The sequence below is a fragment of the Streptomyces sp. A1277 genome (assembly GCF_004795015.1).
Taxonomy (GTDB): Bacteria; Actinomycetota; Actinomycetes; order Streptomycetales; family Streptomycetaceae; genus Streptomyces.
Genome location: NZ_SSBI01000003.1, coordinates 18,482 through 44,573 on the forward strand (window position 1 = coordinate 18,482; position 26,092 = coordinate 44,573).

Sequence of the window (26,092 nt, forward strand, 5' to 3'; positions counted from 1 at the left end):
GTCACCCGCCCACCTGCCGCGTAAGCCACAGAAGAGAGACCCACCCATGTCCTGGCTGTCCAGATTCAGCCTCGCGCAAAGGGCCCTGATCGGGCTGATCTCGATCGTCGCGCTCGTTTTCGGAGCGATCGCGATCCCGCAGCTCAAGCAGCAGTTGCTGCCCACCATCGAACTTCCGATGGTGTCGGTGCTCGCCCCCTACCAGGGTGCGTCCCCCGATGTGGTCGAGAAGCAGGTCGTCGAACCGCTCGAGAATTCGATCAAGGCCGTCGACGGCGTCACCGGCATCACGTCGACCGCCAGCGAGGGCAGCGCCGTCATCATGGCGTCATTCGACTTCGGTTCCGAGGGCACCAAGCAGCTCGTCGCCGACATCCAGCAGGCCGTGAACCGCGCCCGCGTGCAACTGCCCGACAGCGTCGACCCGCAGGTCATCGCCGGCTCGACGGACGACATCCCGACCGTCGTCCTCGCCGTCACCTCCGACAAGGACCAGCAGGCGCTCGCCGACCAGCTGGACCGCACCGTCGTCCCCGCCCTGGAGGACATCGACGGCGTCGGCCAGGTCTCCGTCGACGGTGTCCGGGACCTCCAGATCTCCGTCACCCCCGACGACAAGAAGCTCGCCGCCGCCGGACTGAACGCCGCCTCGCTCTCCCAGGCCCTCCAGGCGGGCGGCGCGACCGTTCCCGCCGGCGCCTTCTCCGAGTCCGGCAAGAGCCGCACCATCCAGGTGGGCGGCGCCTTCTCCTCGCTGAAGCAGATCGAGGACCTGCGGGTCACCGGTCAGGACCCGGCGTCCGGCAAGCCCGGCAAGCCGGTGCGCATCGGTGACATCGCGACGGTGAAGCAGGAGCCCGCCACCGCGGACTCCATCACCCGGACGAACGGCAGGCCGAGCCTCGCCGTCATGGCGACGATGGACAAGGACGGCAGCGCCGTCGCCATCTCGAACGCGGTCGAGGACAAGCTCCCGGACCTGCGCAAGGACCTCGGCTCCGGCGCCGAGCTGACCGTCGTCTCCGACCAGGGCCCCGCCGTCTCCAAGGCGATCTCCGGCCTGACCACCGAGGGCGCGCTCGGCCTGGTCTTCGCGGTCATCGTGATCCTGGTCTTCCTGGGCTCGCTCCGTTCCACCCTGGTCACCGCGGTCTCCATCCCGCTCTCCGTGGTCCTCGCGCTGATCGTGCTCTGGACCCGTGACCTCTCGCTCAACATGCTGACCCTGGGCGCGCTCACCATCGCGATCGGCCGGGTCGTGGACGACTCGATCGTCGTCCTGGAGAACATCAAGCGGCACCTCGGCTACGGCGAGGAGCGCCAGTCGGCGATCCTCACCGCGGTGAAGGAGGTGGCCGGCGCGGTCACCTCGTCCACGCTCACCACCGTCGCCGTCTTCCTGCCGATCGGCCTCGTCGGCGGCATGGTCGGCGAGCTGTTCGGCTCCTTCTCGCTGACCGTCACCGCGGCCCTGCTGGCCTCGCTGCTCGTCTCGCTGACCGTGGTCCCCGTCCTGTCGTACTGGTTCCTGCGCGCCCCCAAGGGCGCCGCCGAGGACCCGGACAAGGCGCGCCGCGAGGCCGAGGAGAAGGAAACCCGCAGCCGGCTCCAGCGGATCTACGTCCCGGTGCTGCGCTTCGCCACCCGGCGCCGCATCACCAGTGTCGTCATCGCTGTCGCCGTCCTGTTCGGCACCTTCGGCATGGCCCCGCTGCTGAAGACCAACTTCTTCGACCAGGGTGAGCAGGAAGTCCTGTCCATCAAGCAGGAGCTGACCCCGGGCACCAGCCTGGCGGCCGCCGACGAGGCGGCCAAGAAGGTCGAGAAGCTCCTCACCGACGACAAGGGCGTCAAGGACTACCAGGTCACCGTCGGCTCGTCCGGCTTCATGGCCGCCTTCGGCGGCGGTACCGGCGCCAATCAGGCTTCCTACCAGGTCACCCTGAAGGACTCGGCCGGCTTCGAGGCCACCCAGGAACGCATCGAGAAGGGCCTCGCCAAGCTCGACGGCATCGGTGACACCACCATCAGCGCCGGCGGCGGCTTCGGCAGCCAGGACCTGAGCGTCGTGGTCAAGTCGGCCGACGCGGACACCCTGAAGAAGGCGTCCGAGCAGGTGCGTGCCGAGGTCGCCAAGCTCAAGGACGTCACCGACGTCCAAAGCGACCTGGCGCAGAGCGTCCCGCGGATCTCGGTCAAGGCCAACGACAAGGCCGCCGACGCCGGTTACACCCAGGCGACGCTGGGCGCGGCCGTCGCCGGAGCGGTGCGCGGCACCCCGTCCGGCAAGGCGGTCATGGACGACACCGAGCGCGACGTCGTCATCAAGTCGGCCCACCCGGCCACCACGATGCAGGAGCTGAAGGACCTTCCGCTCGGCGGGACCAAGCTCGGCTCGATCGCCGAGGTGAAGCTGGTCCCCGGTCCGGTCTCCATGACCCGCATCGACGGCCAGCGCGCCGCGACCATCACCGCGCGCCCCACGGGTGACAACACCGGCGCGGTCAGCACCTCGCTCCAGACGAAGATCAACGACTTGGACCTCCCGGACGGTGCCACCGCCACCATCGGCGGCGTCTCCGAGGACCAGGACGACGCCTTCGTGAACCTGGGCCTGGCCATGCTGGCCGCCATCGCGATCGTCTTCATGCTGCTGGTCGCCACCTTCCGGTCGCTGATCCAGCCGCTGATCCTGCTGGTCTCCATCCCGTTCGCGGCCACCGGCGCGCTCGGTCTGCTCATCGTCACCGGCACCCCGATGGGCGTCCCGGCGATGATCGGCATGCTGATGCTGATCGGCATCGTGGTGACCAACGCGATCGTGCTGATCGACCTGATCAACCAGTACCGCACCCAGGGCATGGGCGTCGTCGAAGCGGTTGTCGAGGGCGGCCGCCACCGTCTGCGCCCGATCCTCATGACCGCCCTGGCGACGATCTTCGCCCTCCTCCCGATGGCGCTCGGCGTCACCGGCGAGGGCGGCTTCATCTCCCAGCCGCTGGCCGTGGTCGTCATCGGCGGCCTGATCACCTCGACCCTGCTGACGCTCCTCCTGGTGCCGACGCTGTACGCGATGGTCGAGCTCCGCAAGGAACGCCGGGCCAGGAAGAAGGCCGCCAAGCGGGCCAGGAAGGCGGGCCTCCCCGCCCCGGACGAGTCGCAGGAGTCCTCCTCCGACGAACCGGAGCCGGCCAAGGCATGATCCGGGAAGGGCCTGATCCGGTCCGCCCGGCATGACCAGGGGCCTGTTCCGCACCGGCGTGCGGAACAGGCCCCTTCGGGTTCGGCGGTGGTTGTCAGGCGGCCCCGCTGAGCGCCTGGACCATGCGAAGCCACAGCTCGCCGTGCGGATGGGCGTGCTGGACGCTGAGGCCGGCGATCTCCCTCAGCAGCCGGACCCGGATCTCCTCGCGAGAGCGGGGGATCAGGGTGGCCAGCTCGCTCGGTTCGACGCCCTCGACGGCTCCGGCGAGCACCATGCCCGCCTGCGCGTGGGTCAGGGAGGACAACGAGTCGTTGAAGACCTGCCCCTCGATGGCCGCCGCGTGCATCAGCGCGTTGCCGTCCCCGGCCGCCATCGCCCTCTCCACATAGGCGTGGAGGGCGTCGCGGTCCTCGACGAGCCGGTAGGCGGCGTCCAGCCCGTCCGAGCGGGAGACATCGAGGAGGGCGACGTGCGAGAGCGGGGTGTCCTGGGCCGGCCGGGCCCCCAGGAGGCGCGGGTGGTCCTGGAGGAAGGCCCGCGACTCCGCCCAGGAGGCACAGCGGACCCACTCGTCCATCTGATCCGCGAGGATCAGCGGGTCGTAGGCGGCGGTGACGCCGAGGGCGAGCACCGCCTCGCGGAGCGCGGCGTGCTGCTGCGCGGTGCCGGGGTCCAGGAGCGCCAGCTCCTCAAGGGCCGTCGCCGTCTCCTCGCCGCCGAGCGCGTCGGCGTTGCGGGACCAGAAGTCGCGTGAAGCGGGCCAGTCGGGCGAGAACATCCAGGAGGCGACCAGCTCCAGCGTCTTGGCCGACAGGGTGAGCCAGCCGGGGGGCGGGCCGAACGTCTCCGCCTCCCACGCGGCGCGTACGGCCTCGGTGTCGGCGTGGTCGCGAAGCGCCTGCCGGGCCCGTACGGTCACCGTGTCCGGGCCGCTCTCCGGCTCGGCGCCCCCGTCCGCGCCGAGGAACGACACGAGTTCCCGCACGCCGTCCGAGGGGCGGGTGCCGGGGCAGCCCAGCAGGAAGATGCTCCGCTCGACACCGAGGCGCCGGGCGGTCTCGGGGTGCACGTCGGCGAACTCCGCCGCGACCGCCTCGAATGCCTCGACCGCCGAGGTGTGGTCGTTGGTGCGGGCGAGCGCCCGGGCCAGGTCGCCGAGGGCGTGCAGCAGGTCGTTCGCGAAGGCCCGTGGGTCGTCCAGCGCCACGGTCCGGTAGGCGGTGACCGCGTCCCCGGCCGCGCTCACGGCCCCTTCGGGGTCCTGGTTCATCTCCAGGAGCTTGCCGAGATTCCGCAGGGCGAGAGCCAGGCCGGGGAGGTGGGCGCCGCTGTGCCCGTCCACGAGCTCGTGCCAGAGCCCGACGCCTTCGCGGGCCGCTGTCAGAGCCTGCTCCGGATTGCCGGTTCCGGCGAGGTTCTGGGCCAGGGTGCCGAGCGAGCCCGCGAGGGAGGGGCGGAGGGCGGGCGCCTGGGGGACGAGTTCACGCAGGAGCGCGACGGACTCCTCCGATGCCCGCAGCCCCTCCGCCGGTTCCTGGGCCCTGTTCAGGTGGGCGGCGAGATTGGTGAGTGCGGTGGCCAGCTCCTGCCGGAAGACGGCGGGCTGCTGTGCGGCGAGTTCACGGCGGATGGCGACCGCTTCCCGGCCGGCGGCGAGCGCCCCCGACATGTCGCCCAGGGCCGCGCGGAAGTTGCCGAGGTTGTTGAGGGCCACCGCGAACTCCGCCAGGAAGGCGTCCCGGTCCTCGGTGGCGAGGCGCCCGTAGAGCGCGACCGCCTCCTCGGAGTGGGGCAGGGCCTCCCCGGGCCCACCCGCGGTGCCGAGGTGCATCGCGAGGTTGTTGAGCATCGCGGCCAGCCCCGGCGCTGAGGCCGCCGGGCGGTTCCGGACCAGATCGCGCTGGAGGCGGACGGCCTCGCGGGCGAACAGCACCGCCGACGCCCGGTCTCCCGCGGCAGCGGTCTTGTTGGCCAGGGAGGTCAGGGACCGGGCGAGATCCGGCTGGAAGACGTCGGGGTGCTGCTTGGCGAGCCCGGCGAACATGCGCGCGGCCTCACGTGCCGGAGCGAGCGCGCCCTCGTCGTCCCCGGAGGCGGAGAGCCGGTCCGCCAGATTGTGGAGGGCGCCGGCCAGGTCGGGCTGGAAGGCGGCCGGGTGACGCGCGACGAGTTCCCGGCAGATCTCCACGGCCTCCCGCGCGGGTGCGAGGCAACCCGGCAGGTCACCCACGTCCGCCCGGTGCACGGACACGTTGGTCAGGGAGCCCGCCAGTGCGGCCCGCAGGGCGGTGGGATGGCGGTCGGCCAGCTTCCGGTTGACCTGGACCGCCGCCACCGCGTGCGGCAGCGCCTCCTCATGACGTCCGATGGACTTGAGGCTGCTCGCCAGATTGGTGAGGGAAGAGGCGAGAGGGGCCAGGAACTCATCGGGGTGCGCGGCGGCGAGCTCGGTGTACATCTCCACGGCCTCCTGCGCCGGGGCAACGGCGGCCCGGCGTTCCCCGACGGCTGACAGACTCACCGACAGGTTGGTCAGCGCGTCGGCGAGTCGTGGCCGGAAGGCCGCCGGTTCGCCTTCGGCGAGCTGCCGGAACATGTCGACGGCGGCCCGCGTGAGCGTGAGCGCTCCCTCGCGGTCACCGATGTCGTGGACGCGTCGGCCGAGCGTGGCGAGGGCGAGGGCCAGGTCGGGCCGGGCCTCACTGCCTCCCGCGCCGGCGAGGCTCCGTTGGAGCGCGACCGCCTCACGCGCCGGAGCCAGCGCCCCTTCGCGGTCGCCGATGTCGGCGCACCGGTTGGCGACGGTGATGAGCGTGTGGACCAGTCCCGTCGTGCAGGACCCGGGAGCGGCCTCCTCCAGCGCCCCGTAGAGGCCGGCGGCCTGCCGCGCCGCACTCAGCGCCCCATCCAGGTCCCCGTCCGCCCCGAGGCGGGTGGAGAAGCCGTGCAACGCCTGGGCCAGAACCGGCACCGCGCTCGGCCCGACCCGCGCCGCCAGTTCCCGCAGCATCCCGATCCCCGGCTCACCCGCCCGCACCGCGTGCCGCGACAGCCCCCGCACCACGTACGGATCGACCGCCCCCCAGCTGCCGTCCGCCGCGCGCCGCTCGGCGTGCGCGACGAGCGCGGCGAGTACCACTTCCGCGGCCTCCGCGCCCCCCGGCGCCTCCCGGTCCGCGAGGTGGGACACGAACTCCCGGTGGTACAGCCGGTACACCGCCTGCCCGCCCTCCGAGTCCTCGACGATGTAACGCCCGTACGCGGACAGCACCCAGTCCACGTCCCTCTCGTCGTACGGCACGTCACGGCCGCCCAGCGCACCGGCGACCTCCTCCCAGACGCCACCGGCGGGCATGCCGCGCCCCACCGTCCACGCCAGCGCGGTCAGCAGATCCCGGGCGGCGGACGGCAGTTCGGTGCCGTCCGACAGGACCCGGACCGGACCCGCCCGAAGGTCGTCCTCGAACGCGGCCTCGATGGAGCCCGGCAGACCGTCCTGCCAACCGTCCTCCCCGGCGGCCCGCCCCCGCGCCAGCAGCGAGCCCGTCACCAGCCGGGCGAACAGGAACCCGCCGTCCACCGCCGTGGCACGCGAGGCGACCGCGTCGCCCGTCTCCCGCGCCCGGTCCTCCGGGACACCGGCCGCCGCGCACCTGCGGAACACGTACTCGGCGATGTCCTCCTGCGTGTGCGGCTCCCGCTCCAGGTCCGCGGTGGTGACGCCCGCCCCGATCAGCCTGGCCAGCGCGTCCGGCAGGGTCTCGTCCTGGTGCCCGCCGTCCGACAGGCGGCTGCGGAACGCGCGTTCGCGGGAGCCGAGCAGGACCGGGACCGCCCGCCCGAGTGGGAAGACCAGCTCCTCGATCATGGCGCGCAGGTGCTCGGCGGGCACCTCGTCCAGGCCGTCGAGCACCAGCACCGGCTGCCGGGGCAACTCGCGGAGCTCGCCCCGGAAGTCGTCCGTGTTGCGGGGCTCCGGCAGCCCGAGCTGCCGGGCCAGCTCCGAGGCCGCCTGGAGCGGGCTCAGGCCGCGCAGATGCACCGAGGCGAGGGAGCGCTCGGGGCGCGGGCCCGGGTCCGGGTCGTCCTCGCGCAGGCCGCCCCGGGCCTCGGTCTCCTTGCGCTGCACGGGATCGGTGAGCGTCGCGATCCGCCCGAGCACGGCCGACTTGCCGCTGCCCGCCGGACCGGTCACCAGGAAGAGCCCGGCCTCCTCCGCCTCCAGCCAGGCGACGATCCGGCCCAGCACCTCCTTGCGGCCCGTGAAGAACCAGCCCTCCTCGCGGTAGCCGACCCCGCGCGCGGCGAGCACCAGGTGCTCCACCAGCCGGGCCGGGGCCCCGGGCACATGGCGCGGGTTCGGGAAGACCGGCCGCCCGGTGCCCACGGTGGCGGGCACCGGCGTCTGGCCCTCGCCGCGCCAGCGCTCACCCAGCGCGTCCAGCAGGTCCGGGCCACTGATCCACGCGTTGTGCGCGCTCCACGCCGAGCGGTACTCGGTGGTGGCCGGACCCGCCCTCAGCACCTCCGTCAGCGCGTCGAGCAGCGGGCCGTCGCCGTCCGACGTCTCCCCGGGCCGGCAGCTCGCCATGATCCCGAACCACTGGACCCGGCCGGGCGGCGTGGACGTGGCCTCCCACCGCCGCAGCGCCTTCTCCAGGCCCCGGCCCACCGCGTCTCCCGCATGGCAGGTGTCGATGACCATCAGAATGTGGTCGGCGCCCGAGGCCACCGCCTCATTGACCAGCGTCTCGGCCGCGACGCCCCGCCTGAGGGCGCGTGCCTCACGCGTCACGTGATCGGCGCCGAGATCCAAATCGCTGAGGGCGAGGCGCAGTTCGCCGTCGATCAGCACGCCGTGCCCCGACCAGACGATGATCGCGGGCTTCGGTGCCCCGGATGCCCGCCATCCCTCGCTCCAGGCGGTGAGGGCGTTGTCGAAGGCCGCCCAGGACGGGTTCCCGCCGTCCACCACCCGCGGCGCGATCCCCAGCGCCTCCAGCAGTCCCGCGATGCCCTCCATCTGGGCCACCGCCCCGGTCAGCCGGGGGAAGCTCCGCTCGTCGGCGTACTCCTCGCACACCACGCACAGCGCCGTTCCCGCGGGCTCGTGTCCCTCGTCGTCCACCACGCCCGCCTCATACGCCATCGTTCGCTTCGCCTTCCCGTACCAGCACCAGAGCGGTCATCACCGGATCGCCGGACCCGCTGCGCTGTGCATGCGGGCCCGCCCCGTACTCACGCCGCCGATGAAGACAGCAGGGTATGCACGGATGGGGCGCCCCGGGGCCGGTCCGGACAAACTCGGCCGTTTCCAGCCCTCGGGTGGTAAGGGCGAGTTCGGTGCCGGCCGCAAAGGAAGACGGCCTGTCCCACACCCGCGTGTGGGACAGGCCGTTCCGCTGTTTCCGAGCCCCTACTTGAGGGAAGCGACGAAGCCGCTCCAGGCGGCGGCCCGGACGACGAGTGAGGGGCCGGTGGGGTTCTTGCTGTCGCGTACGGGGACGAGGCCGGGGAAGTCGTCGCTGATCTCGACGCATTCGCCCCCGTCGGTGTTGCTGTAGCTGCTGCGGCGCCAGCGGGCGGAACTCAGCTCGGGGGAGTGGGTCATGGTCGGTAGTCCTCCATCGCGGTACGGATCAGTTCCGCCGACTCGGCCAGGGAGTGCGAGTTGGCGCGCAGTACGTCGTACCGCCGCCGCCAATTCTTCACCGCGTCCGGGTCCTCGTAGAGGTGACCGGTCTGGATGCTCTCCTCGTACGCCACCGAGGTGCCGTCAGGCAGGGTCAGCAGAGTCAGCGCGCCCCCCAGCAGCGAGTGCGGCCCCGCACTGAACGGCATCACCTGAACCTTACTGTCCGGAGTATCCACCCGCTCCAACAGCGAGGCCAGTTGCTGGTGCATGCAGGACCGGCTGCCCACCTGCCGCCGCAGTACGGCCTCGTCGATGATCGCCCAGCGGAACGGCGGATTCGCCGAGTGTTGCCGCTCCTGTCGGGACATGCGGGCGGTGACGCGCTCATCGACCATTTCGGCGGTCAGGTGTTCCTGACGACGGAGTAACTCCCGGGCGTACTGCTCGGTCTGGAACAAGCCGGGCAGCGCTTGCGCGCCGTACTGCTCTATGACCTCGGCCCGGGCCTCGAAGTTCATGTACCGCTTGTACTTGTCGGGATGGATCTCCTGCTTGGCGAGCCCGTAGAGCCCCGTGAAGTGCCGGTCCGTCCCGAAGGCGATGTCCAGACAGCTGGGAATGTCCGGCGGCGGCATCAGTTCCGCCGTCTCGATCCGGGCGAGCGTGCTCTTGCTGGAGTTGACGATGTCCGCCAGCTGTACGAGGGAGAGCTTCGCGCGCTCGCGATGGCGGCGCAGCTCCGAGCCGAAGTAGTGGCGAGCGGAGGCGAAGGGGGAGAGCGGCTGGGACGTGAACGTCATGGAGCGGGCCTTCCGTGTGTCCCGTGCTGAACGTCGGGACGCGGCGGTCCTGTTGGGGAAACCCGCCGCAGCGCGACGATTGCGGCACACACCGTAACCAGCGGGTGTGGCCGGGGGCCAGAGTGCTCCCCGAACGGAGGCGGAGACGACATGATGTTCGACGCGCAGGGGAGCCCGATGCGGCTGCTCCCATGGGTCGGCGACAGCGGGGCGCCGTGCTACCTGAGCACCGACGACCCCGGCGGCCGGATGTCACGGCTGGCCGACGAGGTGGAGACGGATTTGCTCGACTCGGCCCAGTACGTCCTGACCGAGGCGCGGGCGCTCCTCGCGGAAACGGGGGTGGGGACGCGCGAGTTGCGGTTCACCGGGGTGCGGCTGGCGGAGTCGTTGCGGGACGCCTTGCGGATCGCGGAGAGCCGGGGATACCGGCTGGCTCCCGCCCTCACGCCTGCGGAGGCCGAGGAAACCAGGGCTTGCCCGGCGGGCCCGGGAGCCGGCACCGGCGGGGCTTGAACCGCCGCCGGCAGAGGCGGCCCGCTCCGAGGCCGCCGCGCCGGTGTCCCGGGCGCGGCGGCCGTCCGGATGGGGGCGGCCGCTACGGCAGCGCCAGCATCCGCTCCAGTGCCAGCTTCGCGTACTTCTCCGTCTCCGGGTCCACCACGATCCGGTTGACGAGCTTCCCCTCCGCGAGCGACTCCAGCGTCCACACCAGGTGCGGCAGGTCGATGCGGTTCATCGTGGAGCAGAAGCACACCGTCTTGTCGAGGAAGACGATCTCCTTGTCCTCGGCGGCGAAACGGTTCGCCAGGCGGCGCACGAGGTTCAGCTCGGTGCCGATCGCCCACTTGGAGCCGGCCGGGGCCGCCTCCAGGGCCTTGATGATGTACTCCGTCGATCCGACGTAGTCCGCGGCGGCCACGACCTCGTGCTTGCACTCCGGGTGCACCAGCACGTTGACGCCGGGTATCCGGGCGCGCACGTCGTTGACGGACTCCACCGAGAAGCGGCCGTGCACCGAGCAGTGCCCGCGCCACAGGATCATCTTCGCGTCGCGCAGCTCCTCGGCGGTGAGGCCGCCGTTCGGCTTGTGCGGGTTGTAGAGGACGCAGTCCTCCAGGGACATGCCCATGTCCCGGACGGCGGTGTTGCGGCCCAGGTGCTGGTCGGGCAGGAAGAGGACCTTGACTGCCGAGGGCTCCCCCTGATCGAAGGCCCACTCCAGGGCCCGCTTCGCGTTGGACGAGGTGCAGATCGTGCCGCCGTGGCGGCCGGTGAACGCCTTGATGTCGGCGGAGGAGTTCATGTACGAGACGGGCACGACCTGCTCGGCGACGCCCGCCTCGGTCAGCACGTCCCAGCACTCGGCGACCTGCTCGGCGGTGGCCATGTCGGCCATCGAGCAGCCCGCCGCCAGGTCCGGCAGCACGACCTTCTGGTCGTCGGTGGTCAGGATGTCCGCGGACTCGGCCATGAAGTGCACACCGCAGAAGACGATGTACTCGGCCTCCGGGCGGGCCGCCGCGTCACGGGCGAGCTTGAAGGAGTCGCCGGTCACGTCCGCGAACTGGATGACCTCGTCGCGCTGGTAGTGGTGCCCGAGGACGAAGACCTTCTCCCCCAGCTTCTCCTTGGCCGCGCGGGCGCGCTCCACCAGGTCCGGGTCGGACGGGGAGGGCAGGTCGCCGGGGCACTCGACACCACGCTCGCTCCTGGGGTCGGCGTCGCGGCCGAGCAGGAGCAGGGCGAGGGGCGTCGGCTGGACATCGAGGTCCTGGACGGGGTGGGCCGTGGTCACGTCACGCACCCTTTCTTCTGCGGAGTTCTCTATGGAGAAAGCCTTTTCGTCTAATTGACGCTATCTATCATAGCCGCTTCACGTCACTTTGACGATGCCGATAGCGTCAATGTGACGCATCCGCACCCGGGACCGGTGTGCGAGCATGAAGGGAACAGGCAAGCGCTCGGCCCGGAATGAATCCGCGGTCCCGTCGGTTGCAACGTCGGCAAGCAGTCTCCGTACAACCCGGGAGAGAAGCAGATGTCCGTATCGGACGAGACCACCACCGTGAGCGACGGCATCCTCCTGTCCGACGCCGCCGCAGCCAAGGTCAAGGCGCTGCTGGAGCAGGAAGGCCGCGAGGACCTGGCTCTGCGCGTCGCCGTCCAGCCCGGCGGCTGCTCGGGCCTGCGTTACCAGCTCTTCTTCGACGAGCGTTCCCTCGACGGCGACGTCGTGAAGGACTTCGACGGCGTCAAGGTCGTCACCGACCGCATGAGCGCCCCGTACCTGGGCGGCGCCTCGGTCGACTTCGTCGACACCATCGAGAAGCAGGGCTTCACCATCGACAACCCGAACGCCACGGGTTCCTGCGCCTGCGGCGACTCCTTCAGCTGAGCCGTCCCACAGCGTCACGGCGGCGGCCCCGGGATCCTTTCCCGGGGCCGCCGCCGTTGTCGTGTCCTGTGTCCATGTGTACGAGGAGGGCTCAGCCGCGCGGCACCAGGGAGCCGGAGGCCGCGTCGACCACCTCGCGTCCATCCAGCGGCCGCTCCAGCGTGACCGTACGGGTCAGCTCCTTCGCGGCCATCACGCAGACCTTGCCCGCGTCCTTCTTCTCGGACACGGTCACCCGTACCGTTTCGCCGTCCTCACGCGCGCTCACCGAGTACGTACTGCACACGCCGCCCCAGAACGTCACCGACAGGGCCCGCCCGCTCGCGCTGTACGACGGGACCGTGCGGGCCTTCGTCGCCCCGCCGCCGTCCGGGGTCTTGCCCGGCGACGGCTCCCGCGTCAGGTACTCCGGGTCCACGGCCACCTGGGTGACCGTGTCACCCACACCACCGGCCGGCTGCACCGAGAAGATCCAGGACGGTACGAGCAGCTGCTTGCCGCCCGCGGTGTGCACCGCCAGACCGAAGGCCGCCTTCTTCACCGTCACCGTCGTCGCCGGCCGCGCCGAGCCACTGCCGGAACCGCAGTCGGCCCCGGACGGCTTCGTGCCGTTCTCCAGCGGGGCCGGCGATGCGCAGTCGCCGGTCTTCCCGCCCGCCGGGGGCTGGGCCGCGTTGAGCCGCTTCAGCGCCTCGGCCGCGCCGATCACCGGATAGGCGTCGCCCTTCTCCAGCCCCTTCAGCATTCCGGCGCCGCCAATCACCTGCCCGTCCGGGCCCACCTGGATGCCGGTCGCCCAGCCGTACGTGGGCAGCCCGTCCACCACCGGATCGGCGTTCACCACCCGGGCCGAGCCCATGAGCTGCCGGGCGTCGAGCGCCGCGTCGTCCTGGCCCGCCGCCTTGAGCACCGGCGCGGCGGCGGCCTTCGCGGCCTTCTCGTCCACGGGCTGACCGGAGCCGCCGGGCGCCGACGAGCAGACGGCCCCCTTCTTGCAGTCGTCCGTCCCGCCGGTGCCGTACCGGGTGAAGGTCCAGCTCCCGGGCGCCTGCTTGTTCACGCGCAGCACCGGGCCCGAGCCGTCCCCGTCGGAGCCCACCTTCCAGGAGGTGGCCTCGGACTGCGGGGTGCCCGCCAGCCCCAGCGCCTTCGCCAGCCGGGTCACCTCGGCGGCCGTGACGGACCCCTCGGCGCGCTGGACGGCGGCCCTGTCCGGGCCGTCCGGCAGCTTGCCGGGGGCGCGGTAGACCAGCCGGCCGCCGTGCGGATCGGGCTCGCCGGGCGCGATGCCCTCGGGCGGGCCGGAGGAGTGGGACGAGGGGGAGACCGGTGAGGCGGCGCCGTCCAGCGCGAGGGGTGGCGGAGTGCGGTCACCGTCGGCCGCCGCGCTCCGCGCATCGTCGCCGCCGTCCGCCGCGGTCGCGGCCCAGTAGGCTCCGCCGCCGCCGGCCAGCAGTACGGCCGCCGCCACCGAGGCCGCGACCAGCGGCGAACGCCGTCGGGAAGTGGTCACGTCGTTGTCGGGTCGCTCGGTGCTCACCGGATCGCTCCTTCGCCTGCATCGCCGTCGTACGCCTGGCCGGCATACGGCCCGCCCCTGCGGGGGGGGACACGGGTGGGACGGGACGAAGGGGCGCACGGTTCCCCCGGGGCGGGGGAGGCGCGGTCTCAGTCCCCGTACTCGGCCATGGAGTCGATCAGCCGGGCCGAGGCGGCCGGCACGGTCACCCCGTGGATCAGGGCCGGGGCGACCGGGGCAGGGGTGATCCTCGCGGGTACCACCCAGTGCGGAGCCATCCGTGCGCAGTCTCCGCGCAGCTCGGCCAGGCCGGTCTCGGACTCGCGCGGGGCGATGTGGTTCGACATAACGGCACCGTAGGCACCACGGAGCTCGGGAAGAAAGCCCTACTATCGGGTAGTTTTTCCGCTTCGGAGCATGCGGGAGCGGGTAGCGTGAACTGTCACGTCACCCCCGGGACGCGGACATCCGTTCCCCTCGACCTCCGCAGGAGACGTCTCCCCGTGCGTATCGCAGTCACCGGCTCCATCGCCACCGACCACCTCATGACCTTCCCCGGCCGCTTCGCCGACCAGCTGGTCGCCGACCAGCTGCACACGGTCTCGCTCTCCTTCCTGGTCGACAACCTGGACGTGCGCCGGGGAGGTGTCGCCGCCAACATCTGCTTCGGCATGGGCCTGCTCGGCACCCGGCCGATCCTGGTCGGGGCGGCCGGCTCCGACTTCGACGAGTACCGTGCCTGGCTCGACCGCCACGGCGTCGACACCGGCTCGGTGCGGATCTCCGAGGTCCTGCACACCGCCCGCTTCGTCTGCACGACGGACGCCGACCACAACCAGATCGGCTCCTTCTACACCGGCGCCATGAGCGAGGCCCGGCTGATCGAGCTGAAGGCCGTCGCCAACCGGGTGGGCGGGCTCGACCTCGTCTCCATCGGCGCCGACGACCCGGAGGGGATGCTCCGCCACACCGAGGAGTGCCGTACGCGCGGCATCCCGTTCGCCGCGGACTTCTCGCAGCAGATCGCCCGGATGGACGGCGACGAGATCCGCATCCTCCTCGAAGGCGCCACCTACCTCTTCTCCAACGAGTACGAGAAGGGGCTCATCGAGTCCAAGACCGGCTGGACCGACGCGGAGATCCTGGGCAAGGTCGGCCACCGGGTCACCACGCTCGGCGCCCAGGGCGTGCGCATCGAGCGGGCCGGCGAGGAGCCGATCGAGGTCGGCTGCCCCGAGGAGAACGTCAAGGCCGACCCGACCGGCGTCGGCGACGCCTTCCGGGCCGGTTTCCTCTCCGGTCTCGCCTGGGGCGTCGGCCTGGAGCGCGCCGCCCAGGTCGGCTGCATGCTCGCCACGCTCGTCATCGAGACCGTGGGCACCCAGGAGTACACCCTGCACCGCAACCACTTCATGGACCGCTTCACCAAGGCGTACGGCCACGAGGCCGCCGCCGAGGTCCGCACGCACCTCGTCTGACGCGTCCCGTCAAAAGAGCCCCGTCAGGAGAGCCGGCGGACCACATAGGCCGCGCCCCGGTCCGCCGGCTCCTCGCCCACGTACTCCTGCTCCCGCATCGCGCACCAGGCCGGGATGTCCAGCCGGGCCGCCTCGTCGTCGGAGAGCACGGTCACCGTCCCGCCCACGGGCACCCCGCCGATCACCTTGGCGAGTTCGATCACGGGTACGGGGCACCGCTTGCCCAGCGCGTCGACCACCAGGGACTCGTCCGAGGCGGGGGAGGGGGCCGGGGTCGTCGGCGCGTCCAGCTGCTCGCGTACGCCCGCGACCAGGCCCGGCAGCACGTCCAGGAAGCGGTCGACCTCTTCGTCCGTGGTGCCCCGCGGCAGCGACACGCGGACGTTGCCCTCCGAGAGCACCCCCATCGCCTTGAGCACATGGCTCGGCGTCAGCGTGCTGCTCGTGCAGGACGAACCGGACGAAACGGAGAAACCGGACCGGTCCAGCTCCTGGAGCAGAGTCTCCCCGTCGACATAGAGGCAGGAGAAGGTCACCAGATGCGGCAGCCGCCGCACCGGGTCGCCGACCACCTCCACATCGGGCACCAGTTCGGGCACCCGGGTCCGGATCCGGTCCACCAGTGACCGCAGCCGCACCGCCTCGGCGTCCGCCTCCGCCCGCACCGCGCGCAGGGACGCCGCCGCCGCGACGATCGCCGGCAGGTTCTCGAACCCCGGCGCCCGCCCCGACTCCCGTCCGTCGGACGGGCCTTGGGGTGCGAACCGGACACCCTTGCGCACCGCGAGCAGCCCGACCCCGGCCGGCCCGCCCCACTTGTGCGCGCTGCCCGCGAGCAGCGACCACCCCTCCGGCACCGGGCCCCAGGTGAGCGACTGGGCCGCGTCCACCAGGAGGGGCACCCCCGCCGCCCGGCACGATCCGGCCACCTCGGCCACCGGCTGCTCGGTGCCGACCTCGTGGCTGGCGGACTGCAGACAGGCCAGCGCGGTGTCCTCGCGCAGCGACTCCCCGAACGTCTGTGCGTCCACCGCGCCGGTCCGCTCCACCGGTACCCGGGTGACCGTCCCGCCCTTGTCCTCGTGGTCCGTCGCCGCGTGCAGCACCGACGAGTGTTCGACCGCCGACACCACCAGATGGCGGCCGACACGCCGACGCCCGGCGAGCGCCCCGGAAATTCCGGAATGCACCGCACGGGTGCCCGACGAGGTGAAGGTCAGTTCATCGGGACGGCATCCGACGGCCTCGGCGGCGGCCTCCCTGGCCGCGTCCAGCAGTAGCCGGGCGCGCCGCCCCTCGCGGTAGAGCCTGGCCGGGTCGGCCCACCCTTCGTCCAGCGCGGCAAGCAGCGCCTGGCGGGCGACGGGATGCAGGGGGGCGGCCGACGCCGCGTCGAAGTAGGGCACCCGGCCACGCTAGCCCGGCCGGGCCCCGGGCCCCGGACCCGGCCGGGTCCCGCCGTGGGAGAGGGGGCGTCAGTTGGCGGCCGGAGGCGCGAATTCCACCCCTTCGGGGTGTCGGGCGGCGCGTTGGGCACCCTCCCCGCGCGACCCCAAATAGCGTCCAGTAGGGTTTGGTCCGCATAAACATCCAAACCCCTGCCCGCACAGGGCCGGCGACCGACCAGCGAGACGGACGCGCCGACCGTGCGGGCGAGACTCTCGGGAAGGCGCTACGTGAGTCCCAACGGCTCCGACCGCTCGTCGCGGCGCCCGATGCGGCGGAAGCTGCCGCAGGTGCTGACTGCGGGCCTGATCCTGGCGACCGCCACCGGTTGCACGTACAAGGACTTCCCCCGCCTCGGTATGCCTACGCCGGTAACGGAAGAGGCCCCTCGGATCCTTTCCCTCTGGCAGGGCTCGTGGGCGGCAGCGCTCGCCACGGGCGTGCTGGTCTGGGGCCTGATCCTGTGGAGCGTCATCTTCCACCGGCGCAGCCGCACCAAGGTGGAGGTACCTCCGCAGACCCGGTACAACATGCCCATCGAGGCGCTGTACACCGTGGTCCCCCTGATCATCGTCTCGGTGCTGTTCTACTTCACCGCACGGGACGAGACGAAGCTCCTCACGCTCTCCCCCAAGCCCGCCCACACCATCAACGTGGTCGGCTACCAGTGGAGCTGGGCCTTCAACTACATCGAGAACGTGGACGGCTCCGCCGCCACGGGCAACGAGGTCCCCAAGGAGCTCGACGCCATCCCGAACAGGTTCCGTGAGGCGTTCCCCAAGAACGCGGACGGCGTCTACGACGCCGGCATCCCGGGGGACCGGAACCCGCAGACCGGCAACCCGGGGCCGACCCTCTGGCTGCCCAAGGGTGAGACGGTCCGTTTCATCCTGACTTCGCGTGACGTCATCCACTCCTTCTGGGTGGTGCCGTTCCTCATGAAGCAGGACGTCATTCCGGGCCACACCAACGCCTTCGAGGTGACTCCCAACCAGGAGGGCACCTTCCTGGGCAAGTGCGCCGAGCTCTGCGGCGTCGACCACTCCCGGATGCTCTTCAACGTCAAGGTCGTCTCCCCGGAGCGCTATCAGGCGCACCTCAAGGAGCTGGCCAAGAAGGGCCAGACGGGCTACGTGCCGGCCGGCATCGAGCAGACTGACCCGGCCAGGAATGCGGAGACGAACAAACTGTGAGCATCCTCAACGAACCTCAGGGTGCCGCGGCAGCAGACGACTCGTACGAGGACGAGCTGCCGGTCCGGCGCAAGCAGCCGGGAAACGTCGTCATCAAGTGGCTGACCACCACTGACCACAAGACGATCGGCACGATGTACCTGGTCACATCGTTCGCCTTCTTCTGCATCGGCGGTCTGATGGCGCTCTTCATGCGCGCCGAGCTGGCCCGTCCGGGCACGCAGATCATGTCGAACGAGCAGTTCAACCAGGCGTTCACGATGCACGGCACGATCATGCTGCTGATGTTCGCGACGCCGCTGTTCGCCGGATTCGCGAACTGGATCATGCCGCTGCAGATCGGCGCGCCCGACGTGGCGTTCCCGCGGCTGAACATGTTCGCGTACTGGCTGTACCTCTTCGGCTCGATCATCGCGGTGGCCGGCTTCCTCACCCCGCAGGGTGCCGCCGACTTCGGCTGGTTCGCCTACTCCCCGCTCTCGGACGCCGTCCGTTCGCCGGGTGTCGGCGCCGACATGTGGATCATGGGTCTGGCCTTCTCCGGCTTCGGCACGATCCTCGGTTCGGTCAACTTCATCACCACGATCATCTGCATGCGCGCTCCCGGCATGACGATGTTCCGCATGCCGATCTTCGTCTGGAATGTCCTGCTGACCGGTGTGCTGGTCCTGCTGGCCTTCCCGGTGCTGGCGGCCGCGCTGTTCGCCCTGGAGGCGGACCGCAAGTTCGGTGCGCACGTCTTCGACGCGGCCAACGGCGGCGCGTTGCTCTGGCAACACCTCTTCTGGTTCTTCGGGCATCCAGAGGTGTACATCATCGCCTTGCCGTTCTTCGGGATCATCTCGGAAGTGATCCCGGTGTTCAGCCGCAAGCCGATGTTCGGTTACATCGGCCTGGTGGCCGCGACGATCTCCATCGCCGGCCTCTCGGTGACCGTGTGGGCCCACCACATGTACGTCACCGGCGGTGTGCTGCTGCCGTTCTTCTCCTTCATGACGTTCCTCATCGCGGTGCCGACCGGGGTGAAGTTCTTCAACTGGATCGGCACGATGTGGAAGGGCTCGCTGTCCTTCGAGACACCGATGCTCTGGGCGATCGGCTTCCTGATCACCTTCACCTTCGGCGGGCTGACCGGCGTCATCCTGGCCTCGCCGCCGATGGACTTCCACGTCTCCGACTCGTACTTCGTGGTCGCGCACTTCCACTACGTCGTCTTCGGCACCGTGGTGTTCGCGATGTTCTCCGGATTCCACTTCTGGTGGCCGAAGTTCACCGGCAAGATGCTGGACGAGCGGCTCGGCAAGATCACCTTCTGGACGCTGTTCGTGGGCTTCCACGGCACGTTCCTGGTGCAGCACTGGCTGGGCGCGGAGGGCATGCCGCGGCGTTACGCGGACTACCTCGCCGCGGACGGCTTCACCGCGCTGAACACCATCTCGACGATCTCCTCGTTCCTGCTCGGCCTGTCGATCCTGCCGTTCTTCTACAACGTGTGGAAGACCGCCAAGTACGGCAAGAAGATCGAGGTGGACGACCCGTGGGGCTACGGGCGTTCGCTGGAGTGGGCGACCTCCTGCCCGCCGCCGCGGCACAACTTCATCACGCTGCCGCGCATCCGTTCCGAATCCCCGGCGTTCGACCTGCACCACCCGGAGATCACCGCTCTGGAGCAGCTGGACCACCTCTCCGAGGGTGACAAGGCCCTCGCCGGTGGCAAGGAGGCGGGCAAGTGAAGATCCAGGGCAAGATGTTCCTCGGTCTGGCGCTGTTCATCCTGATCATCGCCATCACGTACGGCGTGTGGTCCAAGGAGCCCGTCGGCACCACCGCACTGCTCCTCGCCTTCGGCCTGAGCGTCATGATCGGCTTCTACCTGGCCTTCACGGCCCGGCGGGTCGACGCGCTGGCGCAGGACAACAAGGAAGCCGACGTGGCGGACGAGGCCGGCGAGGTGGGGTTCTTCTCCCCGCACAGCTGGCAGCCGCTCGCGCTGGCGATCGGAGGCGCGTTCGCCTTCATGGGAGTGGCCTTCGGCTGGTGGCTGCTCTTCTTCTCGGCCCCGATCCTGCTGATCGGTCTGTTCGGCTGGGTGTTCGAGTACTACCGGGGTGAGAACCGCACCCAGTGACGCCGGACCACCGGTGACACACCGCTCCACCTGACGGGGGGCCGGCACTTCCGAGCGGAGTGCCGGCCCCCGTTTGCAGTCATCCGACGCGCTGAAACGGATGAATCTTCTTAGCGTGAGTTCATGAACCACACGCCGCGCATCCGTCCCGTAGTGAGCTGCACTCTGCTGGCCGCGACCCTGGTCGCCGGGGCGGCAGCCTGCGGGGAGTCCGATGGTCATCCGCTCTCGGCCCAGCCGTTCGACGCGGCCGACGAGATCTCCTTCAGCACTCCCGACGGCGGCAAGAAGGTCGATCCCGACAAGCCCCTCGAAGTCACCGTCGACAGCGACGACGGCCGGATCACCGACGTGTCGGCCGTGGACGCCGCAGGACGCCATCTGGCGGGCGAACTCGCCGCCGACGGCCACCGCTGGCACTCCACGGCTCCGCTGGCCGCAGGGACCCGCTACACCGTCAAGGTCCGCATGGAGGACGACGACGGCGCCCCGGGCACCCGCACGATGTCCTTCGACACCGCCGCGGCCAAGAAGTTCCTGAAGGTCACCTTCGGCCCCCAGACGGGCACCTACGGCGTCGGGCAGCCCCTCACGGCCCAGCTCAGCGCCCCGGTCACCGACAACGCCTCCCGCGCCACCGTCGAGCGCGGCCTGAGGGTGCGCTCCACGCCCGCGGTCACCGGCTCCTGGTACTGGGTCGACGACAAGACGCTGCACTACCGGCCCAAGGAGTACTGGCCGGCCAAGGCCACCATCGAGGTCAGCAGCAACCTGACCGGCATCAAGGTGACCAACGCGCTCTACGGCGCGCCCGCGAAAGCGCTGAAGATCACCACCGGCGACCGCATCGAGGCCGTCACCGACGCCTCGGAGCACTCCATGACGGTGCTGCGCAACGGCGAAGTGATCAACACCATTCCGGTGACCACCGGGAAGCCCGGCTTCGACACGCGCAACGGCGTCAAGGTCGTGCTGGGCAAGGAGTACTACGTACGTATGCGCGGGGAGTCCATCGGCATCGCCGAGGGCTCCTCGGACTCCTACGACCTCGACGTCTACTACGCCACCCGGGTCACCTGGAGCGGCGAGTACGTGCACGCGGCCCCCTGGTCCACCGGATCGCAGGGGTCGGCGAACGTCAGCCACGGCTGCACCGGCATGAGCACCAGCGAGGCCGAGTGGTTCTTCAACACCGTGCGCGAGGGCGACATCGTCAGCGTCGTCGGCAGCGACGGCGAGACCATGACACCGTTCGACAACGGCTACGGCGACTGGAACCTGTCCTGGGCCAAGTGGCAGAAGGGCAGCGCGCTGCACAACGACACCACCGCACCGCGCGTCGACACGGTCCGGGCGGCGCGGCTGCGCCCCCAGGTCTGACGGCCGGGGGTGCGCCGCCCCTCCAGGAGGCCGACTGGCGGGGGCTCAGGCCCCCACGGAGAGCCTGGTGCGCAGCAGGGCGGCCAGGGAGTCCGCGAACTCCACCGGCTCGACCGGCAGGGTCACCGCGGCGTCCGCACGGCTCCAGGTGGCCAGCCAGGCGTCCTGCGGGCGCCCGATCAGCACCAGGACGGGCGGGCACCGGAAGATCTCGTCCTTGATCTGCCGGCAGACACCCATCCCGCCCGCCGGGGCCGTCTCGCCGTCCAGCACGCAGACGTCGACACCCCCGTGCTCCAGGGCGTCCAGGACGGCGGGCAGGGTGGCGCACTCCAGGAACTCCACCGGCGGCACGTCCGCCGCGGGCCTGCGCCCTGCTGCCAGCCTCACCTGCTCACGGGTGTGCGCGTTGTCGCTGTAGACCAGGACCGTGGCGGTCGGCTGCATTGTTCCTCCGTGACATCCGTGTCTTCGGGGCACTCGGGGCGCTCGGTGTACGAGAGCGGTCCGATGCGCGGATCGTACTCCGACCGACAGCCTGTCAGCACCGGTCCGGACAGCGGACGCATGGGCCGTTCGGGCAGGACACACCCCCCTGACACACCGAACAGCACCCCCCGGAGTGAGGGCGGGATAAGCGACCGACATAATGTCGGTCGTGGCGACAGCAACGACAGTAGAAACCGGGCACGCGCACCCGTCGGTCAATCGGCCGAACCTCACCAGCGTCGGAACCATCATCTGGTTGAGCTCCGAGCTGATGTTCTTCGCGGCCCTCTTCGCGATGTACTTCACCCTGCGATCGGTGACCGGACCAGATCACTGGAAGGAAATGGCGTCGTCCCTGAACGTTCCGTTCTCGGCGACGAACACGACCATCCTGGTGCTCTCCTCACTCACCTGCCAGCTCGGCGTCTTCGCCGCGGAGCGGGGCGATGTGAAGAAGCTCCGCGCCTGGTTCGTGATCACTTTCGTGATGGGTGCGATCTTCATCGGAGGCCAGATCTTCGAGTACACCGAGCTGGTGAAGGAGGACGGCATCTCGCTGTCCTCGGACCCGTACGGCTCGGTGTTCTACCTGACCACCGGCTTCCACGGTCTGCATGTGACAGGCGGTCTCATCGCCTTCCTGCTCGTCCTGGGCAGAACATACGCGGCCAAGAGGTTCACCCATGAACAGGCGACCGCTGCCATCGTCGTGTCCTATTACTGGCACTTCGTCGATGTTGTGTGGATCGGCCTCTTCGCCACGATCTACTTGATCAAGTAACCGGGCCCGAGCCCGAACCACATCCAGCATCGACGCAGAAGATCCTGACACCGGGGTAATCCGTGAAAAAGCTCTCCGCACGACGACGCCATCCGTTGGCGGCGGTCGTCGTACTACTCCTCGCGCTGGCGGCCACCGGGGGGCTGTACGCCGCGTTTGCGCCCGCGAGTAAGGCGCAGGCCGACGACACCGCCCAGTCCCTCGCCATCGAAGAGGGCAAGAAGCTGTACTCCGTCGGTTGCGCCAGCTGCCACGGAACCGGCGGTCAGGGCACCACCGACGGGCCCCAGCTTGTCGGCGTGGGCTCCGCCGCCGTGGACTTCCAGGTCGGTACGGGCCGTATGCCCGCGCAGCAGCCGGGCGCCCAGGTACCGAAGAAGAAGGTCATCTACAACCAGGCCGAGATCGACCAGCTCGCGGCCTACGTCGCGTCGCTCGGCGCCGGCCCGGTCGTACCGACCAAGAGCCAGGTCAGCCCGGAGGGTGCGGACATCGCCAAGGGTGGCGACCTGTTCCGTACCAACTGCGCCCAGTGCCACAACTTCACCGGCAAGGGCGGCGCGCTGACGAACGGCAAGTACGCGCCCGACCTCGACGGCGTGGACCCGAAGCACATCTACGAGGCCATGCTGACCGGCCCGCAGAGCATGCCGTCCTTCCCGGACTCGACGATGCCCAACCAGCAGAAGCGGGACATCATCGCCTACATCAAGACCGTGAACGGCTCCGAAGCCGAGACCCCCGGCGGCCTCAGCCTCGGAGGTCTGGGTCCGGTCAGCGAGGGTCTGTTCGGCTGGATCTTCGGGCTGGGCGGTCTGATCGCAGTTGCCATTTGGGTCGCGGCCCACACCGCTAAGGCCAAGAAGTCATGAGTAGCCAAGAGATTCCAGAAGAGAACCTGCCGGAAGAGCAGGGTGCCGCGCACGACGCGGTGGACAAGGCGAACGACCCGTTCGCCGACCCGGGACTGCCGGCGCACAAGCCGCGCATCCAGGACATCGACGAGCGGGCCGCGAAGCGCTCCGAGCGCGTCGTCGCGACCATGTTCCTGTTGTCCATGCTGGCGACGGTGGGCTTCATCGCCTCCTATGTCATCTTCCCGGTCGACAAGATCGTCTTCATCTTCCCGTTCGGTCATGTGAGCGCGCTCAACTTCTCCCTGGGGCTGACCCTGGGCCTGGCGCTCTTCCTGATCGGCGCGGGTGCCGTCCACTGGGCGCGCACGCTGATGTCCGACGTCGAGGTCGCCGACGAGCGGCACCCCATCGAGGCGGCGCCCGAGGTCAAGGCCAAGGTTCTGGCCGACTTCGCGGACGGCGCCCGGGAGTCCGCTCTCGGCCGGCGCAAGCTGATCCGCAACACCATGTTCGGCGCGCTGGCCCTGGTGCCGCTCTCCGGTGTGGTGCTGCTGCGCGACCTGGGTCCGCTGCCGGAGAAGAAGCTCCGCAACACCCTGTGGGCCAAGGGCAAGCAGCTCGTCAACATGAACACCATGGAGCCGCTGCGCCCCGAGGACGTCGTCGTCGGTTCGCTGACCTTCGCCATGCCCGAGGGCCTGGAGGAGGACTCGCACGACTTCCAGACGCAGATCGCCAAGGCCGCGCTGATGATCATCCGCATCGAGCCGGACGACATCAAGGACAAGCGCGAGCGCGAGTGGGCCCACGAGGGCATCGTGGCCTTCTCGAAGATCTGCACCCACGTGGGCTGCCCGATCAGCCTGTACGAGCAGCAGACGCACCACGTGCTCTGCCCGTGCCACCAGTCCACCTTCGACCTCTCCGACGGCGCCCGCGTCATCTTCGGTCCGGCCGGTCACTCCCTCCCGCAGCTGCGGATCGGTGTGAACAGCGAGGGCAACCTCGAGGCGCTCGGTGACTTCGAAGAGCCCGTCGGTCCTGCATTCTGGGAGCGCGGATGAGTACTGCGACGAACACACCCGGTGCCGCCGCGCCGGGCAACCGCAAGGCGCCCGCCGGTGAGCGGGTGGCCGACTGGGCGGACGGCCGGCTGGGGATCTACTCCCTCGCCAAGGCCAACATGCGGAAGATCTTCCCGGACCACTGGTCCTTCATGCTCGGTGAGATCTGCCTCTACAGCTTCATCATCATCATCCTCACGGGTGTGTACCTGACGCTGTTCTTCCACCCGAGCATGAACGAGGTCGTCTACCACGGCCCGTACGAGCCCATGCAGGGCATCCGGATGTCCGAGGCGTACGCCTCGACGCTGGACATCAGCTTCGACGTCCGCGGTGGTCTGCTGGTCCGGCAGATCCACCACTGGGCCGCGGTCATCTTCCTGGCCGGCATGTTCGTGCACATGTTCCGGGTGTTCTTCACCGGCGCGTACCGCAAGCCGCGCGAGATCAACTGGCTGTTCGGCTTCCTGCTGTTCGTCCTCGGCATGTTCACCGGGTTCACCGGTTACTCGCTCCCGGACGACCTGCTCTCCGGTACGGGTGTGCGCTTCACCCAGGGCGCGATCCTGTCGATGCCCGTCGTCGGTACGTACATCTCGATGTTCCTGTTCGGCGGGGAGTTCCCCGGCGGCGACATCATCGCGAGGTTCTACTCGATCCACATCCTGCTGCTGCCGGGCATCATGCTCGGGCTCGTGGTCGGCCACCTCATCCTGGTCTTCTACCACAAGCACACGCAGTTCGCGGGTCCGGGCAAGACGAACAAGAACGTCGTCGGCATGCCCCTGCTGCCGGTGTACATGGCGAAGGCCGGCGGGTTCTTCTTCCTGGTCTTCGGCTTCATCGCGATCATCGCGGCGATCGCCTCGATCAACCCGATCTGGGCGCTCGGCCCGTACCGACCCGACCAGGTGTCCACGGGCGCCCAGCCGGACTGGTACATGGGCTTCGCCGAAGGCTTCGTCCGTGTGATGCCGGGCTGGGAGATCAACCTCTGGGGCCACACGCTGGTCCTGGGCGTGCTCATCCCGCTGGTCGTCTTCGGTCTGATCCTCGGCGTCCTGGCGCTCTGGCCGTTCATCGAGTCCTGGATCACCGGGGACAAGCGCGAGCACCACATCCTGGACAAGCCGCGCAACGCCCCGACCCGGACGGCGCTCGGTGTCGCCTGGGTGACGATCTACTTCGTCATGCTGATCGGTGGCGGCAACGACATCTGGGCGACGCACTTCAGCCTGTCGCTCAACGCGATCAGCTGGTTCGTCCGGATCGCCTTCTTCGTCGGACCCGTCCTGGCGTTCGTCGCCACCCGGCGGATCTGCCTCGGCCTCCAGCGCCGCGACAAGGAGAAGGTGCTGCACGGGCGCGAGTCCGGGCTCATCAAGCGCCTGCCGCACGGTGAGTTCGTCGAGGTCCACGAGCCGCTCTCGCCGGAGATGCTGCACGCCCTCACCGCGCACGAGCAGTACAAGCCGCTCGAGATCGGCCCGACGGTCGACGAGAACGGCGTGGAGCGCAAGGTGTCCACGCTCCAGAAGGCCCGGGTCAGGCTCAGCAAGAGCCTGTACGGCGAGGACAACCAGATCGCCAAGCCCACCGCCGAGGAGTACAAGGAGATCACCAGCGGCCACGGCCACCACTGATCACCCGTTCTGATCGCCACGGCGAGAGCCCCGTCCATTCGCTGGACGGGGCTCTTTGCCGTCTGCGGGGCTCGAT

20 protein-coding genes are annotated in these 26,092 nt (G+C 70.0%); 12 read left to right on the forward strand and 8 right to left on the reverse strand.

The window, feature by feature from the left end; genetic code table 11:
- Positions 1–46 precede the first annotated feature (46 nt).
- The gene (locus tag E6R18_RS02800; protein WP_136315224.1) at positions 47–3,202 is read left to right on the forward strand and encodes an efflux RND transporter permease subunit; all 3,156 of its coding nucleotides are present in this window, start codon (positions 47–49) and stop codon (positions 3,200–3,202) included.
- A gap of 94 nt (positions 3,203–3,296) precedes the next feature.
- Here E6R18_RS02800 and E6R18_RS02805 read toward each other — a convergent pair whose 3' ends face one another.
- The 3 genes from E6R18_RS02805 to E6R18_RS02815 all read right to left on the reverse strand — a co-directional run bounded on the left by E6R18_RS02805 (position 3,297) and on the right by E6R18_RS02815 (position 9,640).
- On the reverse strand, positions 3,297–8,354 hold the full coding sequence (locus tag E6R18_RS02805) for a tetratricopeptide repeat protein (RefSeq protein ID WP_136315225.1): 5,058 nt from the start codon (positions 8,352–8,354) through the stop codon (positions 3,297–3,299).
- A 267-nt stretch (positions 8,355–8,621) separates the two neighbouring features.
- On the reverse strand, positions 8,622–8,816 hold the full coding sequence (locus E6R18_RS02810) for a DUF397 domain-containing protein (RefSeq protein WP_136315226.1): 195 nt from the start codon (positions 8,814–8,816) through the stop codon (positions 8,622–8,624).
- Complete coding sequence (locus tag E6R18_RS02815) at positions 8,813–9,640, reverse strand: helix-turn-helix transcriptional regulator (RefSeq protein ID WP_136315227.1); 828 nt, start codon at positions 9,638–9,640, stop codon at positions 8,813–8,815. Before E6R18_RS02815 ends, E6R18_RS02810 begins: the two co-directional genes overlap by 4 nt.
- A 150-nt stretch (positions 9,641–9,790) precedes the next feature.
- On the opposite strand from E6R18_RS02815, the gene E6R18_RS02820 reads away from it, so the two are divergent.
- Positions 9,791–10,156, forward strand: a complete 366-nt coding sequence (locus E6R18_RS02820; protein ID WP_136315228.1) for a hypothetical protein — start codon at positions 9,791–9,793, stop codon at positions 10,154–10,156.
- A gap of 82 nt (positions 10,157–10,238) precedes the next feature.
- On the opposite strand, the gene nadA is transcribed toward E6R18_RS02820, so the two are convergent.
- On the reverse strand, positions 10,239–11,447 hold the full coding sequence (gene nadA / locus E6R18_RS02825; protein ID WP_206308198.1) for a quinolinate synthase NadA: 1,209 nt from the start codon (positions 11,445–11,447) through the stop codon (positions 10,239–10,241).
- 234 nt (positions 11,448–11,681) lie between these two features.
- On the opposite strand from nadA, the gene E6R18_RS02835 reads away from it, so the two are divergent.
- Complete coding sequence (locus tag E6R18_RS02835; protein WP_018555456.1) at positions 11,682–12,038, forward strand: iron-sulfur cluster assembly accessory protein; 357 nt, start codon at positions 11,682–11,684, stop codon at positions 12,036–12,038.
- Between the two features lie 91 nt (positions 12,039–12,129).
- Here the strand turns inward: E6R18_RS02835 and E6R18_RS02840 are convergent, their stop codons facing one another.
- Entirely contained in the window at positions 12,130–13,578 is a 1,449-nt protein-coding gene (locus E6R18_RS02840) for a hypothetical protein (RefSeq protein WP_136315231.1), read from the reverse strand.
- 128 nt (positions 13,579–13,706) lie between these two features.
- The gene (locus E6R18_RS02845) at positions 13,707–13,904 is read right to left on the reverse strand and encodes a hypothetical protein (protein WP_136315232.1); all 198 of its coding nucleotides are present in this window, start codon (positions 13,902–13,904) and stop codon (positions 13,707–13,709) included.
- A 156-nt stretch (positions 13,905–14,060) separates the two neighbouring features.
- Between E6R18_RS02845 and E6R18_RS02850 the strand changes: the two genes are divergently transcribed.
- Positions 14,061–15,035, forward strand: coding sequence for a carbohydrate kinase family protein (locus tag E6R18_RS02850; RefSeq protein WP_136315233.1), 975 nt, complete (start codon positions 14,061–14,063; stop codon positions 15,033–15,035).
- A gap of 23 nt (positions 15,036–15,058) precedes the next feature.
- Here E6R18_RS02850 and E6R18_RS02855 read toward each other — a convergent pair whose 3' ends face one another.
- Entirely contained in the window at positions 15,059–16,441 is a 1,383-nt protein-coding gene (locus tag E6R18_RS02855) for a cysteine desulfurase/sulfurtransferase TusA family protein (RefSeq protein WP_136315234.1), read from the reverse strand.
- A 270-nt stretch (positions 16,442–16,711) separates the two neighbouring features.
- On the opposite strand from E6R18_RS02855, the gene coxB reads away from it, so the two are divergent.
- The 4 genes from coxB to E6R18_RS02875 all read left to right on the forward strand — a co-directional run bounded on the left by coxB (position 16,712) and on the right by E6R18_RS02875 (position 21,182).
- On the forward strand, positions 16,712–17,674 hold the full coding sequence (coxB, locus tag E6R18_RS02860; protein ID WP_136315235.1) for a cytochrome c oxidase subunit II: 963 nt from the start codon (positions 16,712–16,714) through the stop codon (positions 17,672–17,674).
- A complete protein-coding gene (gene ctaD, locus E6R18_RS02865; protein WP_136206196.1) occupies positions 17,671–19,407 on the forward strand; it encodes a cytochrome c oxidase subunit I in 1,737 nt (578 codons plus the stop codon). The genes coxB and ctaD overlap by 4 nt, the downstream gene beginning before the upstream one ends.
- Positions 19,404–19,802, forward strand: coding sequence for a cytochrome c oxidase subunit 4 (locus tag E6R18_RS02870; protein ID WP_136315236.1), 399 nt, complete (start codon positions 19,404–19,406; stop codon positions 19,800–19,802). The genes ctaD and E6R18_RS02870 overlap by 4 nt, the downstream gene beginning before the upstream one ends.
- A 123-nt stretch (positions 19,803–19,925) precedes the next feature.
- Positions 19,926–21,182 carry an Ig-like domain-containing protein gene (locus E6R18_RS02875; protein ID WP_136315237.1) on the forward strand — a complete coding sequence of 419 codons (1,257 nt, stop codon included), beginning with the start codon at positions 19,926–19,928 and terminating at the stop codon, positions 21,180–21,182.
- A 45-nt stretch (positions 21,183–21,227) separates the two neighbouring features.
- Here the strand turns inward: E6R18_RS02875 and E6R18_RS02880 are convergent, their stop codons facing one another.
- On the reverse strand, positions 21,228–21,629 hold the full coding sequence (locus E6R18_RS02880) for a hypothetical protein (RefSeq protein WP_018104389.1): 402 nt from the start codon (positions 21,627–21,629) through the stop codon (positions 21,228–21,230).
- 202 nt (positions 21,630–21,831) lie between these two features.
- On the opposite strand from E6R18_RS02880, the gene E6R18_RS02885 reads away from it, so the two are divergent.
- The 4 genes from E6R18_RS02885 (at position 21,832) to E6R18_RS02900 (ending at position 26,016) form a co-directional block, all read left to right on the forward strand.
- Entirely contained in the window at positions 21,832–22,452 is a 621-nt protein-coding gene (locus E6R18_RS02885; protein ID WP_136315238.1) for a heme-copper oxidase subunit III, read from the forward strand.
- A 62-nt stretch (positions 22,453–22,514) separates the two neighbouring features.
- Positions 22,515–23,324 carry a c-type cytochrome gene (locus E6R18_RS02890; RefSeq protein WP_136315239.1) on the forward strand — a complete coding sequence of 270 codons (810 nt, stop codon included), beginning with the start codon at positions 22,515–22,517 and terminating at the stop codon, positions 23,322–23,324.
- Positions 23,321–24,373, forward strand: a complete 1,053-nt coding sequence (locus E6R18_RS02895; protein WP_136315240.1) for a Rieske 2Fe-2S domain-containing protein — start codon at positions 23,321–23,323, stop codon at positions 24,371–24,373. Before E6R18_RS02890 ends, E6R18_RS02895 begins: the two co-directional genes overlap by 4 nt.
- Positions 24,370–26,016, forward strand: a complete 1,647-nt coding sequence (locus E6R18_RS02900) for a cytochrome bc complex cytochrome b subunit (RefSeq protein ID WP_136315241.1) — start codon at positions 24,370–24,372, stop codon at positions 26,014–26,016. The genes E6R18_RS02895 and E6R18_RS02900 overlap by 4 nt, the downstream gene beginning before the upstream one ends.
- The last annotated feature ends 76 nt before the right edge of the window (positions 26,017–26,092 follow it).

Excerpts from the sequence above, each read along its gene's own strand:
- E6R18_RS02815 (WP_136315227.1), bottom strand. The coding sequence starts at position 9,640 with ATGACGTTCACGTCCCAGCCGCTCTCCCCCTTCGCCTCCGCTCGCCAC.
- E6R18_RS02900 (WP_136315241.1), top strand. The coding sequence starts at position 24,370 with ATGAGTACTGCGACGAACACACCCGGTGCCGCCGCGCCGGGCAACCGC.
- E6R18_RS02845 (WP_136315232.1), bottom strand. The coding sequence starts at position 13,904 with ATGTCGAACCACATCGCCCCGCGCGAGTCCGAGACCGGCCTGGCCGAG.
- E6R18_RS02835 (WP_018555456.1), top strand. The coding sequence starts at position 11,682 with ATGTCCGTATCGGACGAGACCACCACCGTGAGCGACGGCATCCTCCTG.
- E6R18_RS02895 (WP_136315240.1), top strand. The coding sequence starts at position 23,321 with ATGAGTAGCCAAGAGATTCCAGAAGAGAACCTGCCGGAAGAGCAGGGT.
- E6R18_RS02880 (WP_018104389.1), bottom strand. The coding sequence starts at position 21,629 with ATGCAGCCGACCGCCACGGTCCTGGTCTACAGCGACAACGCGCACACC.
- E6R18_RS02810 (WP_136315226.1), bottom strand. The coding sequence starts at position 8,816 with ATGACCCACTCCCCCGAGCTGAGTTCCGCCCGCTGGCGCCGCAGCAGC.
- E6R18_RS02820 (WP_136315228.1), top strand. The coding sequence starts at position 9,791 with ATGATGTTCGACGCGCAGGGGAGCCCGATGCGGCTGCTCCCATGGGTC.
- E6R18_RS02800 (WP_136315224.1), top strand. The coding sequence starts at position 47 with ATGTCCTGGCTGTCCAGATTCAGCCTCGCGCAAAGGGCCCTGATCGGG.
- E6R18_RS02875 (WP_136315237.1), top strand. The coding sequence starts at position 19,926 with ATGAACCACACGCCGCGCATCCGTCCCGTAGTGAGCTGCACTCTGCTG.
- E6R18_RS02885 (WP_136315238.1), top strand. The coding sequence starts at position 21,832 with ATGTCGGTCGTGGCGACAGCAACGACAGTAGAAACCGGGCACGCGCAC.
- E6R18_RS02805 (WP_136315225.1), bottom strand. The coding sequence starts at position 8,354 with ATGGCGTATGAGGCGGGCGTGGTGGACGACGAGGGACACGAGCCCGCG.